The following is a 15,306-nucleotide window of genomic DNA, read 5'->3' on the forward strand; positions in this document are numbered from 1 at the left end:
TCCCTTACTAGAAATGCTATTTTAAATATGTACAATAATGCTTGGATAAATATGTACAAATTTGCTTTCATTTTACATACTAGTCTTGAGGTGACTAGTCATGTATATATCATTAAATGTCGATGTTAATTTTGAGATTAATAGTCTTTCAGACTTACCAAAATTCAAACAAATAATGGAGCATATGAAAATGAAAATTAATAAGAGTAAATTGGCTGAAGAACTTGGAGTAGATCGACGAACAGTTGAGAAATATCTAAATGGTTTTGTCCCCAAGAGGACAAGAAAAAAGTCCTCAAAAATTGATGAATATTATGAAGTGATCGCTGCTCTTTTATCTGAGGATTCTAAACAGGTGTTTTATTATCGGCGGGTGCTTTGGCAGTACTTAAAGGATAATCACGGTTTAGACTGTGGTGCTTCGACCTTTCGAGCCTATATCGCTCGAATACCTGAATTTAATGCTTACTTTGTGGAGGACAAACGTATTGCTTCTCCGAAGGGGACGGTTCGCTATGAAACTCCGCCAGGTAAACAAGCTCAATTAGATTGGAAGGAAAATATTCAATATGAAACAAAAGATGGCGAGCAGGTCGAGATCAATGTAGCTGCGCTTATTCTATCTACTTCAAGATTGCGAGTATTCCACTTGAGTATTTCCAAGTCACAAAGTACGCTGTTTTCCTTTCTAACAGAAGCTTTTGAAACGTTTGGCGGTGTTCCTGAGGAACTCCTTACGGATAATATGAAAACAGTGATGGATGAAGCAAGAACGGAACATTATCCGGGTAAAGTGAATGCAAAGTTTGAGCAATTCGCAAAAGACTTTGGCTTTAAAGTGAAAGCCTGTATCGCTGGCAGACCAAGGACAAAGGGAAAAGTCGAAACGACAATGAAATTGTTAGACGAAATTCATGCCTATCAAGGACAATTCTCTTTAGAGGAACTGCATCAATTTATACAAGAGTTAGCCAACAGAGTGAATCACCAGATTCACCAAGGGACAGGAAGAATACCAATGATTGAATATAAAAAAGAAAGGAACCACTTACTCCAGCTACCAACTGATAAAGTAAGAGATTCCTATCGCATTAAGCACACACAAGTAAAAGTCAATGCATCCAACATGATCTCCTACAAATCAAACCAGTATTCCGTACCACCAGAATATCAAGGAAAGAAAGTAGGTTTACAAGTGTATGATAACAACTTATGGATTTATTATAACATGAAACTTATTGCACAGCATCCAATCAGCAAAGCGAAGCTAAATTATCAGGAAGCACATTATAAAGCAGGTTTGGCTGTTTCAGCCCCTTACTATAACTATCCGGAAATCGATGATTTGGCAAAGAAAAATCTAGCAACGATTGGAGAAGTGTATAAATAATGAATCTATCCACTAATTATCAACAATTATTAAGAAACCTAGAGTATCTAAAGCTGAAGCAAATGACTCTACATTTAAATGAAGTAATTGATTTCGGAGTCCAGAACCAGCTGTCATTTATTGATACGTTAATCAAGTTAACCAACTATGAAATTGATGTGCGAGAACAAAATATGACGCAGTCGATGGTAAAGGTGGCTGCATTTCCACATATGAAAGAAATAAAAGATTTTGATTTCACTTTCCAAACCTCAGTCAATCAGCAACAGATTCAAGATTTTCTAACCTTTCGCTTTATTGAAGAGAACGAGAATATTGTTTTCTTAGGACCAAGTGGTGTTGGCAAAACACACTTGGCCACCGCCATAGGGATTGCGGCAGCAAAGAAAAGAACAAGTACCTATTTCATTAAATGCCATGATTTAATTCAGAATTTAAGACGAGCACGATTGGAGAACCGCTTAGAAACTCGTCTAAAACATTATACAAAATATAAACTATTAATCATTGATGAGATTGGTTATTTGCCAATTGATCAAGAAGATGCGAAATTATTTTTCCAACTGATTGACATGCGATATGAAAAGCGCAGTACGATCTTAACAACGAACGTAAACTTTAAGGCATGGGATGAAGTATTTCAGGAGCCTAAGCTGGCAAATGCCATCTTAGATCGCATCTTACACCATGCGAAGGTTGTGACAATGGTGGGAAATTCCTATCGTTTAAAGGATCATTTAGTGCAAGAAAACGAGTGATTTTGTACATCCTTAAACGAGCGAAAATGTACATATTTGTGTTGACATTTATACCTTACATTATTAATCTGTTAATCTAGAATACTGGGTAATCCATAATTTCTTTCATTCCACTCCCATAGGCTTAACTGTCCTTTTTCTGAATAGGCTCTATTTGTATTACAGAAGATATCCTCCATCCATATCGCCCTTCACTAAAATCCCCAAATAGATATTCTTTCTCACTGATTTTTGCTTTTTCGGTTCTTGCAAAGTATCCATAATCACCTATAAACCTTTGACAATCTGCTAATTCACCAATAGCAATTATGAATCCAATAGGCAAATCACTGATTAGTTTTATCCCATGTTTTATTAATGTTTTTTGTATTTCTTTTATGATGCCATGCTTCCTTATCTACACTCTTACCGGCATGTATTGCCAATTTTCCAAGATACTTAGTTTGCCAAGATCTCGTTTCGAATTCTTTTCCACCAAGAGCAATCAACGTTGCCCAAGGTTGCCTAATTGTTATAGCTTTTATTTTCCTTCCCTCTTTCTTTGTGTTAATTTATGAAACATTTTTATAAATTAATCGTATAAATATTAATTATTACTTAAAAAGGCGATGCTTGTGATGTTTAAATCCGAATTAGCGAACCTAATTATCAAATAAGTATAGTATGTTGGTTTTACAACGTTTACTTCTCTTAATCCTAATGTATCGAAATGATAGCAATCTTGGATAACTTTATTCGTATTAGGACCCTCGATAATGTTGACCTTCATGTTGTCATCACCTCATCAATCTATATAATGTAATGGCTTGTACTTAGTAGTCTAAAATTTGACTAATTAAAGCTTCTATATAAAAAGTCATAGGCTTTATTTACTAACTATCAGGTAATCCCTATATAACTGCGCTTATTGAACAATTGATGCAGTTCCCCCAAGTGTTGAGCTGAATTTGTTCTTATATAATAAACGGGGGAGGTTAGCGCAAGAAGGAAAAATTTGTATTAATAAAGAATAAATATGAGATTAAGTGCATGGAGGACAATATGATAAAAGAAAAAACACCATTTGTTATTGCTATTTCTGCTGTATCTGGAGGTGGAAAAACAACAATAACCAAGCTTCTAAATCAAGAATTACATAATTCTAAGGTACTGTTCTTTGATGAATATGATTTCAATGGTCCAGATGACATTATTAACTGGGTAGATAATGGAGGAGACGCTAATGATTGGGATGTAAATCCTTTAATAAAGGACTTGCAAGTTTTATTAACGGAATCGCTTGATTATATAATCTTAGACTTCCCATTTTCTTATAAACATGGTCAAGTAAGTAAATTCATTGATTTTTCCATATTTATTGATACTCCATTAGACATTGCTTTGGCAAGGAGAGTAACTAGAGATTTTTGCAATAGCTCAACGGAGGATATTTTATCTGATATGAAAAATTACACATCTAGAGGTAGGCGTGGTTATCTTAATATGCTTGAAACAATTAAACCTGATGCAGACTTTGTTGTTGATGGTACATTACAAGCAGCAGAAGTAATAAATGTTATACTGGATAATATTAAAAATTAATCTTCTAATCTTATCAGTAAAATTATTTGCAACATTACATGTAAAGTAACCAGGTTCGTTTATCCAAGATGGATTAACGCTTTTTGAAATATAAGTCTACAGGGGAAGAATAGCCCAATATAGTTAATGGTTATTTATTTGAAATTTAGAATTATATAGGAGATGTTTAAATGAAAGACAACAAGGGGACAGCTATACTTATTCTCTCTGTTATAATTATCGTTGTAATTGTTTCGAGTTTTTTAAAGTAATAGATTAAATAACAGAAGAACCATGCTGTCATAATTTCTATGCAAAGGAAATAAACTTAGTGGATGCTGCGAGCTTCTTTTTTATTGTCCTTTATTCCCTTCTATTTAGCCGAATGGAAAGACTATTCTTCCTCTTCATCAACCATTTAAAAGAAAGACTGTCCGCCAAGTGGACAGTCCTATTCCAAGTCCATTTACTTAAGCAAATCAAAACTCCTTGTGGTGGATGCTAAAATTCGATGCATACAAATTAAGAAGTCCCATTCCCTAAACTTCGATTTAAAAATCAAATAGTAAGAAAAGGATCCAGATCACTAAACGGCCGAGGGTGCCTTTCTCGATACTCCTTTGGTGTACATTGTTTTATCTTTAGAAAGTTTCGATTAAATGAACGTATACTTTCATAACCACATAAAAAAGCTATCTCTGAGATATTTTTCTCTGAATAGATTAAAAGATAGGATGCATGATTCACTCTTGTTCCGTTTAAAAAATCAACAAAAGACATATTAACATTATTATTAAAATATTTCGATAAGTAATTATAATTGTACCCTAAGTTACTAGCGATACTTTTTAAAGAAATTGCTTCGGTAAAATGATTCTGGATATAAGTTAATAATTTATGTAATAATTCTTGATCTTGCTTTTCTCCTTGAATTAAGCTTGTTTGTTCCATTAGCTCAGATAATAACAGATAAAGAGATGCTTTTTGTTCAAGAAGATTTGCATTATCGTTAAAAAGCGCCTTAGTGAACAGGGTATTGGCTGCCAATGATAGGTTAAAAATCGGATTTTTCAGGGAACTATTTTCTATCATCTTATAAAAAGTGGGGACATATTCAGGCGAAAAGACACAAATATTAGCACGAGAATGAGATTTTGTAACAAATGAATGAATTTCATAAGGCAATATTAATAAAAATTGTCCAGCCCTCACATGATAATTTTTTTGACTAATAATAACTTCCATTTCTCCCTCAAGGAGGAATAATACTTCAAAGCAACGGTGCAGATGACTTGGAAAGTTTAAATCAACCGTTTGATAGTTTGCTATTAAATTAAAATGGTGTGCTTCATATATTAACATACGAAAAAACCATCCTTTAGTGAATACTAAATTTTGTCTAGGATTATATAAGTTTTTACTTGTTGTGTCAAACCTATTGATGATAGATTTATTGGTAACATCGTTATTTTATTATATGAAAAGGAGACACGCTATGGAAAAACTTCGAATTGGAATGGTCGGCTATAAATTTATGGGTAAAGCACACAGTCATGCTTATCGGGATCTTCCACTCTTTTTCCCAAATACTGTTCATCCTGAAATGAAGGTTATTTGTGGGCGAGATCAAAATGGTGTGACAGTTGCAGCCAAACAATTTGGCTGGGAGGAATATACAACCGACTGGAAGAGCCTCCTAGAACGAGATGACATTGATTTAATCGATATAAACGCACCTAGTAATGTACATAAAGAAATTACCTTTGCCGCTGCTAAGGCCGGCAAGCATGTCTTTTGCGAAAAACCGTTAGCGCTTACATTAGAAGACTCACGTGAAATGCTTGATTTAGTGGAAGCTGCTGGTATTAAACATATGGTTGGATTTAACTATCGCTTTGCCCCTGCTGTTATGCTGGCTAAGAAGCTTATAGAGGAAGGACGTCTTGGAGAGATCTATCATTTCCGTGCTTGGTATTTACAGGATTGGCTTGTAGATCCCAATTTCCCTCTAGCCTGGAGACTTCAAAAGGAAATCGCTGGTTCCGGTTCTCATGGAGACCTTGGGGCGCATCTTATAGATCTGTCTCACTTTTTAATCGGAGATATTACAGAGGTTATTGGTATGAATGAGACCTTTATAAAAGAACGACCAATTCCTTCACAAATGATGGGCTTATCAGCAAAAGGTAGTGATAGTGATAAAAAAGGTAAAGTAACTGTTGATGACGCGACACTGTTCTTGGCTCGTTTTGCGAACGGTGCTTTAGGAAGCTTTGAAGCAACTCGCTTTGCTACAGGGCATCGCAGTACCAATTCCTTTGAAATCAATGGAAGTAAAGGTAGCGTTATCTTCGATTTTGAGCGTATGAATGAGCTACAAGTGTATTTTACAGATGATAAGGATGATGTGCAAGGATTTCGACGCGTATTAGCAACTGACCCTTCGCACGCCTTTGCTGAAAATTGGTGGCCGCCAGGGCATACAATTGGCTATGAGCATACGTTTATTCACGAGATGGTTGAACTTATGGAAGCCTTTCAGCAAGATCGACAGCCTGTTCCGAACTTTCGTGATGGTGTAAAGTGCCAGGAAGTCTTAGAAGCCGTTGATGTATCCATTAAAAATCGTCAATGGATACGAATTTCTGACGTTTAAAAAAGTTAAGGGAGCTGCTTATACTATGAAAAAAAATGCATTAATCGTTTGGGGTGGCTGGGATGGTCATCAGCCTGAACAGATAGCAGAAATTTTTAAAAGAATCCTCGAAGAAGAGAACTTCCAAGTAGAAGTATCTAATTCATTAGACTCCTACGCAGACAAAGAAAAATTAAAAAGCTTAGATCTAATTGTTCCCCACTGGACAATGGGAGAAATTGAAAAAAAGTATATCTTAAATATTTCTGAAGCAGTTGCTTCTGGTGTTGGTCTAGCTGGATGCCATGGGGGAATGTGTGATTCCTTTCGTAATAATGTTGACTGGCAATTTATGACTGGCGGTAATTGGGTTGCCCATCCTGGAAATGATGGTGTGGAGTACATGGTCAACATAAAACATACTTCTAGTCCACTATTAGAAGGGCTCTCGGATTTTAAAGTTACCAGTGAGCAATATTACCTTCATTACGATCCAGCTGTTGAAGTGCTAGCTACCACCCGCTTCCCAGTTATTCATGGACCACACTCTGCTAATAAAGCGGTAGATATGCCTGTAGTTTGGACCAAACGCTGGGGCTTTGGAAATGTGTTTTATAATTCATTAGGGCATCAAGCTAATATCGTTGCTATGCCAGAAGTTTCACTCATTATGCGCCGCGGATTTCTATGGGCAGCTGAAGGAAAAAAACGTATCGAAAATGTAGACACAGCTTCTAGTTATGAAAACGTACGTAACTATACAGGTATGGGGGACAGTCAATAAGGAAGGATACAGCAAATACTATCAGAAACATAATGAAGCGGAGGATCTCTTATGAGGAAACTTAAAATTGGCATCATTGGTTGTGGAAATATTAGTTCCGTTTATATGGAAAACTGCCCGAAGCTTCCTTATCTCGAGCTGGTGGCTTGTGCAGATTTAGATACAGGGCGTGCCCGTACTCAAGCCAAAAAATTTGGTATACCATTGGCTTATTCCGTTGCAGAATTACTCTCGGATCCAGAGATAGAACTAGTGATAAACTTAACGATTCCTAAAGCACATGCTTCCGTAACCATTCAGGCATTAGAGGCCGGTAAGCATGTCTATACAGAAAAGCCACTTGCTGTGACACGCGAGGAAGGACAACTAATTTTAGAAGCCGCTAAAAAGCATAATCTGCTCGTTGGTAGTGCGCCAGATACCTTCTTAGGTGCTGGTATTCAAACTGCTGTTAATCTGATTGAACAAGGAGAAATAGGAGTACCAATTGGTGCATCTGCCTTTATGATTGGCCGTGGTCATGAGCATTGGCACCCAGACCCTGCCTTTTATTATGATACTGGCGGGGGTCCTATGTTTGATATGGGACCTTACTACTTAACAGCATTAGTGGCTCTATTAGGACCGATTAAACGAATTTCTGGTTCCACTCGCATTAGTTACCCAGAAAGAACGATACTTAGTACACCAAAAGCGGGCACGAAATTGAAAGTATCAATACCTACGCATATTTCAGGAGTGATTGATTTCGCTTCAGGTGTAATTGGAAGCATTACGACGAGCTTCGATGCTTTCGGAGGTACATCGTTACCTCCTATTGAAGTCTATGGAAGTGAAGGTACATTACTTGTTCCTGACCCTAACACCTTCAGCGGTCCTGTGAAAATAAGAAAACGTGATGAAAAAGAATTTAAAGAAGTTCCTCTTACTTATGGATATACCCAAAACAATAGAGGTCTAGGCGTTGCTGACATGGCTAGAGCGATTATCGAAGGTGGAAAATATCGCGCAAATAGTGATTTAGCGTATCACGTTTTAGAGGCGATGTATGGCTTCCATGATTCATCAGATAATGGTCAGCATTATCTGATGAAAAGTACGTGCGACCGCCCAAAATCCTTGCCCTTAGAGGGACAGGAAAAGGAATTCGATTAGAAACACAAGCAAAATAAAAATATCTTTCCCTGTACTTCGAGCTTTTATCGAAGTGCAGGGTTAAAATTAAAGACTAAACAATAAATTGCCTTTATCCCCTTGCTGGAGAAAATTTGATGAACGTAATCAATTACTATTATCTGCCGATTAAGATATACCAACTCTTCAATGTATGCAAGAACGTTAGTATCATTAGGTGCCTTTCCTTCTTAAATAAATCGTTTCATTTTACCAGTCCATGTGGCCATTTCCTTTTCTAATTCAAGTTGCACAGTAAGCGAGTGTAGCTTATTATGCACCGAATCGGACGAATGTTCACTAATCCAACGATTTCGAGCTTCCTCATTTTTCAAAGCATGAATGAGTACAAGCAACGAATCGTGATTGACGGGTTCGGGTCCGGAAACGATACTTTGAACGCGGGTAATGGCTTGTAAAACCGTTTCCAATCTGTTTTCGCTTTTCTTCCAGCATCTGTGCATAATTGACCAGTGTCATTGCTAAATTTTGCTCCGGTTGCTTAAGATATTCCGAAATTTCTCCAAGTGACAAATCCAAAAACTTTAGTAATAATATTTTTTGAAGCTGAGCGATGGAATTGTTGTTATAGATCCGATGTCCATGTTCTGTGTATCCAGAAGGTTTCAATAGCTCCATCTGATCATAGTGACGCAGTGTTCGTTCAGTGACTCCAGTTAGCTTTGCAAATTCTCCAATAGAGTAATTTTTCTCTATTGACATTTGTTATCACTCCCTTTCATATTGAACTTTAACACTTGACGTTACGTCAAAAGCAAGGACTTTTTTCAATTTTACTTTTATTATAGGAAACTTAAATTAATGATTGTCTGTTCATCACCAAATCTGATATATTAGCTGCTGGTAATTACAAAATCCAACTAGTTTTTTATAATACATTGCAACTTTCTTCGAATTTATCATTATTCTTGTTTTTTCATTAAAAATAGTTAACATACCTTGTCATCCCCCTAACATCATTTCTTTTAACTTAGGCTTAAATTCTAATGCATGAGACACAGCATAAATTTCTGGTAATAAGACTAATCACCATGACCAACCATTGATTTCAGTTTACTTTAAAATAATAAAAAACATAATAAAAAAGATACCAAATAGTAAATCTTCTAATTGCCAAACTTCACCAAATCACTTACAATAAAAGGTATAAATGACCATATTTGGAGGTGTTATGAAAACAAAACAATTTACAATAGGTTATAATTGGGTTGTAACAATCCACGAAGAATATTCCTTATTCAAAGATTTAGCCAATGAATTTAAATACTCAGTTGTTGACTCAGATAATGAAACAATTACTATCTTTACAGTTTCTAATTCTCATGTAGATTTTGACCACACATCTTATAATCTACATCCTGTAGTTGGTTTCGATGACCAACGTACCATTGAAATCAAACATAAACCTTATGAAGAAGAAGAATAAGGCATTGTGCCTTATTTTTTTTGATTAAAAAAGACCTCACCAATTAAGGTGAAGGTTTTCTACGATTTTTAATTTTAGTCAAAATAAATATTAGATATTTCTCTTTAACAGTCCAGGTAACATAATCAATCCAAATAAATGGAACTATTTACCATAATGATCACCCTGCAAAATGCTGCATCTACAACAATAATGCCAGTAAAAAGGAAAGCCTTCATTACTTTTGGATTAATTTTATTAAATGATGAGCAGAGATTGCGGATACCGGTATAACAATAAGCCCAATAATTATAATAGTAAATAAATCAGCTGTCGGACTTAATGGAATCCATCTATTGAACACATAACCTACTAATTTCACATACACTACAAAAAAAACTATCATTATAAAATAAAAAATTATACTATTTTTATATCTGTTCATTTCCAATTCTCTCCCTTTTTGTATTTTATTATCCTCATATTAACTCTAAGTATGAAATATTTCTTTAATTTTTTGATTTAATAAAGAAAAAATGCCCATTCCAAAGAACAGGGATGTGTGAGGTAATCATATTGTATAACATATCCATTCAGATCATTTTATAGCATTTTGTCTTCAGGATAGTCTAAATTCCAGTTTTTCTTAGAAGGCTTAACCTCTTTTAAACTTAGCAAGAGTAGTATTAAGTGCTTTAGCAATTTTTGTGGCTTTATCCCTCTTTTTAACGATATAAGTTTTAGAAGATTCATTCTTAATAATAATAGTTCCACATTAAAAGATTTATTTATAGTCTCACTGTCTACAATAACTAATTCTTCAATTACCCTTTTCACAATTTAACGTTTGTGATTAAAAGTCATTCTAACTAAAAATTTTTGAGGTATTATTTTTTTGAATTATCTTTTACTATTTTTAACCATAGTTAAAAACATAATGATGATAAAAATAATTGTAAATACAAATTATGTTAAACAATTTATTATCCCTCTAACTATATTCAATCGCTATTTTGAATGAATATATAAAAGAACCAAAGGTTTGTTGACTTTTATAATTTTCTGTATCAAATTGGATTCGAAAGGGAAAAGCAACGAATTGAAAATTACTTTCTATTTCCATGTTTGGCAGTTTTAAATCAAGTAACTTCCTTGATTTTGGAGAAATACTGCTTGGCAATCGGATACCTCTTCAAGTTTTGCACACTAAGATTTTCCCCTGGTGCATGTATATGTGTACATCAATGAAATAACATTATTTCTTCCATTTGAACAGCAGACTGGAATAACAAAAACCCTAAAAAACCGTGTGGAATATCCATTTTTTCAAAAAAAGGTTTACAAGATTGGCATTCGAGGATATAATTACCAATGTGAGAACAAAAAAAATCGAAGGAGGTTGAATAAAATGATCAGAATTTTACCAGAATTAAACAATGTAGTACTAATTGAATATTTAACGTACACGAATTCAACCGCTTCGGAATGGGATTATTTATCTTAGTTTTCATTTAACTAAAATTATCCAACCGCAGGGTAGTCGTGTCCTGCGGTTTTATTATGCCCTTTTTAAGCCGCAGATCAGTCTATTTGCGGTTTTTTTGTGCACTCACGAGAAAAAAATTCCATTTATGGAAAATTTTAAACTAGGAGTGAAAGAAAAATGACATTAAATCTAATTTTTTTAACAGTTACGTTTAAGAAAAAGCAATATACAAATGCTGAATTTTTACAAGAAATTGAAATGGAAAAGAGAATAGAAGAAAATCGCAGAAAACTCCATGAAATGGGCTATAGGTTGTAAAACATTCACATATAGGAGGTGAAAACATGACCTTAAATATTTTCTTTATTACCATAACTATAAATAGGAAAAGACCGACGGAAGAAGAACAGAATCATTTACAGGAGATCGAGCAAATATTCGAAGAAACGAAAACAAAGCAAATTCGTTCTGGATATTTTTCAAATTTCCATTACTAATAATAAATAGGAGGTATTAACTATGATAATAAATATGCTGTTTTTTACCATTACCGTTCATCCCAAAAAGATGACAGCCGAAGAAATTACTCATCAGCAAATGATTGAAGAAATCATGGAAGAAAATAGAAGAAAACAATATTCAATCATACGTTTCTAAAAAAATAGAATAAAATAAAAATTAAGGAGAGGTGGATAAAAATGTTTTTAATTATTTTACAGAGTCGACAATCAATCTTATGGGCGGATAAAGACACAGACTAACGTAGGGAAAGAAATATAATGTAGCAAGCCACCAAGCATGAAGAAATAAGAAAAGAACAAACAGTGGGAAACAGTAAGCCACACTGCTTGTTCTTTTCTTATTTTTTTAGATAGCGATATTCTAATAATCGATTTAAATCATTCATTTGCTCAAGTAACTTTTGCCCTACATTTGTTTCAAGTACCTTTTTCCGTTTTAATTCTCTGTCTACTACTCTTTTTACCGATAAGACATCGGTGCCATTTTCTAACACATCTTCTTTTGAAGTAAAGCGCTTATGGGCAACCAATTGCATGCCATAGGAATTATATAATAAGGTATAGCCGGCAATTCCTGTTTTAGATTGATAGGCTTTGGAAAATCCTCCATCTATCACAATCATTTTTCCATTCGCTTTAATTGGATTTTCTCCATTAATTTCCGCAACAGGTGTATGACCATTTATAATATGCCCCTGATCAGGGTTTAAATTAAATTCCTCCAAAATATGGCGGCAGACCTCTTCGTTTTCCCGTAAGGAGTAGTAAGGATTCTTTTTTTCTTTATGTGTTTCCTTTTCTTTAATAAAATAACGTTCAAATGTAGTCATATCTTTTTTGCCAAATAACGAGGAATTTTCCCCAGTCCATAAATACCAAACTAAATCTGTTGCAAAGTCATCAGTTATTTCAGGATGATTAAAGCTATAACGCAAATAATATTCAAATAGATCAAATAATTCTTTTCCTCGATAATCTTTCCCGTCTATACGCATCGATTTCATTGATCCATCTTCATTTAATGGAATACAACCATGGATTAATAAATTGCTATTATATCTTAAATATAAACTCCCCTTATTTATAAGAAAATGAATATGTTTTGCTAGTTTCTCAGAATGTTGAATCGAAAAAAGCAGTTTATTAATAACTTGCTCTTCTTCTTCTAAAAGGAGAGATGGATCTTTCGGATCAATTGTATTAAAACAGGTATTTTCAAGCGAATAAATTTTACCGTTTAAATCTATGGTATTATGCTCATAATCAATTTTTTCTAGAAGCAGGCGGTGGTGCATTTGAAAATCAGGTCGCCTTTTAATAATAGGTATTTCAAGTTTAAATTGAATAATAGAAATAGCTTGGTGAATTTTTGTGATTTGTAAAATATTTTCGTCTGTATTTTCTTTGGCATTCATTTTTGGACGAAAAGCTTTGTTATCTTTATAATATTTATTTGCTAAGTTTAAGAGTGGACGTAAATTTATCCCATAAGCATCCTCAATAATATCTAAATTATCATATCTAGCACATATCCGAATAATATTAGCAAGACAGACTTTAGATCCTGCATATGCACCAATCCATAGAACATCGTGATTACCCCACTGGATATCCACGGAATGATAATCCATTAATGTATCGATAATTTTATCAGGATAAGGCCCCCGGTCGTATATATCGCCAACAACATGCAAATGGTCGACAACCAGTCTTTGAATAGTATAGGAAAGTCCGATAATTAGTTTATTAGCTTGTCCTAGTGAAATTATTCTGTTAATGATGCTTGAATAATAATCTGTTTTATTATTTAATTCATTTTTTTCATATAATAATTCTTCAATAATATAAACAAACTGTTGTGGTAATGCTTTACGAACTTTGGAATTGGTATACTTGGAGGATGCATAAGAAACTAAGCGAATCATTCTTTCAATGGTATCTGCATACCATTTATCTAGTTCTTTCGTATGTATAAATGAATTCACTATTCTTTTCAATTTCTCTTCTGGATAATAAACCAAAGTGGCGAATTCATCGATTTCAGCACTTAAAAGCTCATCTTTAAATAAATCGCGAATTTTTTCTTTCACATTTCCTGAACCATTTCTTAATACATGTTGAAAAGCATGAAACTCACCATGCAAATCGCTGACAAAATGCTCCGTTCCCTTAGGAAGATTTAATATTGCGTCCAGATTGATGATTTCTGTTACTACTTTTTCTTCCGAATCATACTTTTCTGTAAGCAAATCTAAATATTTCGTATCCATTTGGTCCACCTCCGAGTAATAGAAAAAAGTTATTAATATATGTATTATACAAGGTAATAAAAAGAATTTAATAAGATTTTAATAATAAATGGAAAATAAAACGTAGCCTCGTAGCAAACTGGGAGATTCTTCTATGTTCAGCCTGTGAACTACTAGCAGCAAATCGAACCTTTACAGCTCTTTTTTATCGTAGAAAGGTATTTCCTGACACTACCCACAATATGCAGACAATAAACCAAAATAAAATATATTTTCCAAAGTTTATTGTCGGTTGGACATGCAAAACCTACTCTCTTTTCACATAGTAATGAAGTATAGGCAAATGTCCTTGAATGTGGAGGTGGAAAAATGTCTGGAATCTTATTGTCAATTGGAGCTTTACTCAAAGAATTAGTTTTTCTTGTGTCCTATGTAAAGAATAATGCATTTCCCCAACCATTATCAGCGAGTGATGAAAAAAAATATTTACGATTGATGGCTGAAGGAGATTCGCATGCAAGAAATATGTTAATAGAGCATAATTTACGCTTAGTTGCTCATATTGTAAAAAAATTCGAAAATACAGGTGAAGATTCAGAGGATCTAATTTCGATTGGAACCATTGGACTAATAAAAGGGATAGAAAGCTTTTCTGAAGGAAAAGGAACAAAATTAGCTACTTATGCTGCCCGATGTATTGAGAATGAAATCCTTATTACAATAGGGTAGAGCGGCTCGTAATTAAATAAAAAAGAGTAATCCCAAGTCTCTTTTCTTTGATCAGCAATCACTCTGTTACCTTCTCCCTCTTCCTTTCAAGCGCAGATCGTGATAACAACAAACATCATAAAGCAATCTTTAAACAAATAAAAAACCCAAACAATTATACGAAGTTTCCACTTCCTATAAGTTCGGGTGTTGCTTTAGCTGGCATCTCATTGTCTAACATCCTATTCCTCTCCATCACGATTCTTTCCATTTATCCAAAAGTTTTTTTAATTTCTTCGCTTTGGCAAAGAATAAAATCGAAACACTTAAGAAGACAATTGAAGTAATAAGCATGCCTTCATTATAACCTGTTACCTTATCCATTTTAGGAATAATTACTCCTATATAAAAAAATGCTCCAACAGCTAGCAAAACGGTGCCAAATTGCTGATAATCAGATATCTTATCTGTTAAAATTTTTATCTTTTTCTCCATTTCTTCCCCTACTTTCTACTAAACTATATAATTACCATAACATAGGAATAGTAGATTAAGCTTTATGAAATCAATAGCTAAATTGCGATATTATGGAAAAAATTATTGCGCTTCATCACGA

The 15,306-nt window shown here is 34.1% G+C and carries 18 protein-coding genes and 1 pseudogene; 11 read left to right on the top strand and 8 right to left on the bottom strand.

The window, feature by feature from the left end:
* Window positions 1-100: 100 nt before the first annotated feature.
* Both istA and istB read left to right on the top strand, forming a co-directional pair.
* On the top strand, window positions 101-1,390 hold the full coding sequence (gene istA / locus NX902_RS16515) for an IS21 family transposase (RefSeq protein ID WP_061801336.1): 1,290 nt from the start codon (window positions 101-103) through the stop codon (window positions 1,388-1,390).
* Entirely contained in the window at window positions 1,390-2,148 is a 759-nt protein-coding gene (gene istB, locus NX902_RS16520) for an IS21-like element helper ATPase IstB (protein WP_061801337.1), read from the top strand. Before istA ends, istB begins: the two co-directional genes overlap by 1 nt.
* Before the next feature lie 124 nt (window positions 2,149-2,272).
* Here the strand turns inward: istB and NX902_RS16525 are convergent, their stop codons facing one another.
* Together NX902_RS16525 and NX902_RS16530 are read right to left on the bottom strand one after the other, a co-directional pair.
* A complete protein-coding gene (locus NX902_RS16525) occupies window positions 2,273-2,473 on the bottom strand; it encodes a hypothetical protein (RefSeq protein WP_341123031.1) in 201 nt (66 codons plus the stop codon).
* A gap of 261 nt (window positions 2,474-2,734) precedes the next feature.
* Window positions 2,735-2,917 carry a hypothetical protein gene (locus NX902_RS16530; protein ID WP_141231373.1) on the bottom strand — a complete coding sequence of 61 codons (183 nt, stop codon included), beginning with the start codon at window positions 2,915-2,917 and terminating at the stop codon, window positions 2,735-2,737.
* 272 nt (window positions 2,918-3,189) lie between these two features.
* On the opposite strand from NX902_RS16530, the gene NX902_RS16535 reads away from it, so the two are divergent.
* Window positions 3,190-3,729 carry a hypothetical protein gene (locus NX902_RS16535; RefSeq protein WP_341123032.1) on the top strand — a complete coding sequence of 180 codons (540 nt, stop codon included), beginning with the start codon at window positions 3,190-3,192 and terminating at the stop codon, window positions 3,727-3,729.
* A gap of 537 nt (window positions 3,730-4,266) precedes the next feature.
* Here the strand turns inward: NX902_RS16535 and NX902_RS16540 are convergent.
* On the bottom strand, window positions 4,267-5,070 hold the full coding sequence (locus NX902_RS16540; protein ID WP_341123033.1) for a helix-turn-helix transcriptional regulator: 804 nt from the start codon (window positions 5,068-5,070) through the stop codon (window positions 4,267-4,269).
* A gap of 133 nt (window positions 5,071-5,203) precedes the next feature.
* On the opposite strand from NX902_RS16540, the gene NX902_RS16545 reads away from it, so the two are divergent.
* From NX902_RS16545 to NX902_RS16555, 3 genes are read left to right on the top strand one after another with little or no spacing between them, the layout of a single operon-like run.
* Window positions 5,204-6,364 carry a Gfo/Idh/MocA family protein gene (locus NX902_RS16545; protein WP_341160852.1) on the top strand — a complete coding sequence of 387 codons (1,161 nt, stop codon included), beginning with the start codon at window positions 5,204-5,206 and terminating at the stop codon, window positions 6,362-6,364.
* A 25-nt stretch (window positions 6,365-6,389) separates the two neighbouring features.
* A complete protein-coding gene (locus NX902_RS16550) occupies window positions 6,390-7,127 on the top strand; it encodes a ThuA domain-containing protein (RefSeq protein WP_249878123.1) in 738 nt (245 codons plus the stop codon).
* A gap of 51 nt (window positions 7,128-7,178) precedes the next feature.
* The gene (locus NX902_RS16555; RefSeq protein ID WP_123258023.1) at window positions 7,179-8,282 is read left to right on the top strand and encodes a Gfo/Idh/MocA family protein; all 1,104 of its coding nucleotides are present in this window, start codon (window positions 7,179-7,181) and stop codon (window positions 8,280-8,282) included.
* Between the two features lie 342 nt (window positions 8,283-8,624).
* Here NX902_RS16555 and NX902_RS16560 read toward each other — a convergent pair whose 3' ends face one another.
* Window positions 8,625-9,023 carry a MerR family transcriptional regulator gene (locus tag NX902_RS16560; protein WP_341160853.1) on the bottom strand — a complete coding sequence of 133 codons (399 nt, stop codon included), beginning with the start codon at window positions 9,021-9,023 and terminating at the stop codon, window positions 8,625-8,627.
* A 469-nt stretch (window positions 9,024-9,492) separates the two neighbouring features.
* Here NX902_RS16560 and NX902_RS16565 point away from each other — a divergent pair, with 469 nt between their 5' ends.
* Window positions 9,493-9,747: a hypothetical protein gene (locus NX902_RS16565; protein WP_095334339.1), complete on the top strand. Its 255-nt coding sequence runs from the start codon at window positions 9,493-9,495 to the stop codon at window positions 9,745-9,747.
* Between the two features lie 217 nt (window positions 9,748-9,964).
* Here the strand turns inward: NX902_RS16565 and NX902_RS16570 are convergent, their stop codons facing one another.
* A complete protein-coding gene (locus NX902_RS16570) occupies window positions 9,965-10,132 on the bottom strand; it encodes a hypothetical protein (RefSeq protein WP_164464127.1) in 168 nt (55 codons plus the stop codon).
* Window positions 10,133-10,717: 585 nt separating this feature from the next.
* Window positions 10,718-10,906, bottom strand: a complete 189-nt coding sequence (locus tag NX902_RS16575; protein ID WP_341160854.1) for a hypothetical protein — start codon at window positions 10,904-10,906, stop codon at window positions 10,718-10,720.
* A 483-nt stretch (window positions 10,907-11,389) separates the two neighbouring features.
* Between NX902_RS16575 and NX902_RS16580 the strand changes: the two genes are divergently transcribed.
* Genes NX902_RS16580 through NX902_RS16590 form a run of 3 tightly spaced genes read left to right on the top strand, consistent with a single transcriptional unit; the run spans window position 11,390 to window position 11,869 of the window.
* Window positions 11,390-11,530, top strand: coding sequence for a YrzI family small protein (locus tag NX902_RS16580; RefSeq protein ID WP_095258117.1), 141 nt, complete (start codon window positions 11,390-11,392; stop codon window positions 11,528-11,530).
* 26 nt (window positions 11,531-11,556) lie between these two features.
* Window positions 11,557-11,709, top strand: a complete 153-nt coding sequence (locus tag NX902_RS16585; protein WP_095258116.1) for a YrzI family small protein — start codon at window positions 11,557-11,559, stop codon at window positions 11,707-11,709.
* A gap of 22 nt (window positions 11,710-11,731) precedes the next feature.
* Entirely contained in the window at window positions 11,732-11,869 is a 138-nt protein-coding gene (locus tag NX902_RS16590) for a YrzI family small protein (protein WP_082138421.1), read from the top strand.
* A gap of 202 nt (window positions 11,870-12,071) precedes the next feature.
* On the opposite strand, the gene NX902_RS16595 is transcribed toward NX902_RS16590, so the two are convergent.
* The gene (locus NX902_RS16595) at window positions 12,072-14,003 is read right to left on the bottom strand and encodes a fructose-1,6-bisphosphatase (protein ID WP_095334342.1); all 1,932 of its coding nucleotides are present in this window, start codon (window positions 14,001-14,003) and stop codon (window positions 12,072-12,074) included.
* Between the two features lie 348 nt (window positions 14,004-14,351).
* On the opposite strand from NX902_RS16595, the pseudogene NX902_RS16600 reads away from it, so the two are divergent.
* Window positions 14,352-14,699, top strand: a pseudogene (locus tag NX902_RS16600) (sigma-70 family RNA polymerase sigma factor); the annotation flags it as partial.
* 246 nt (window positions 14,700-14,945) lie between these two features.
* Here NX902_RS16600 and NX902_RS16605 read toward each other — a convergent pair.
* Window positions 14,946-15,185: a YrhC family protein gene (locus NX902_RS16605; RefSeq protein ID WP_082138418.1), complete on the bottom strand. Its 240-nt coding sequence runs from the start codon at window positions 15,183-15,185 to the stop codon at window positions 14,946-14,948.
* Between the last annotated feature and the right edge of the window lie 121 nt (window positions 15,186-15,306).

Source organism: Niallia sp. FSL W8-0954, from assembly GCF_038005605.1.
GTDB lineage: Bacteria > Bacillota > Bacilli > Bacillales > Cytobacillaceae > Niallia > Niallia circulans_A.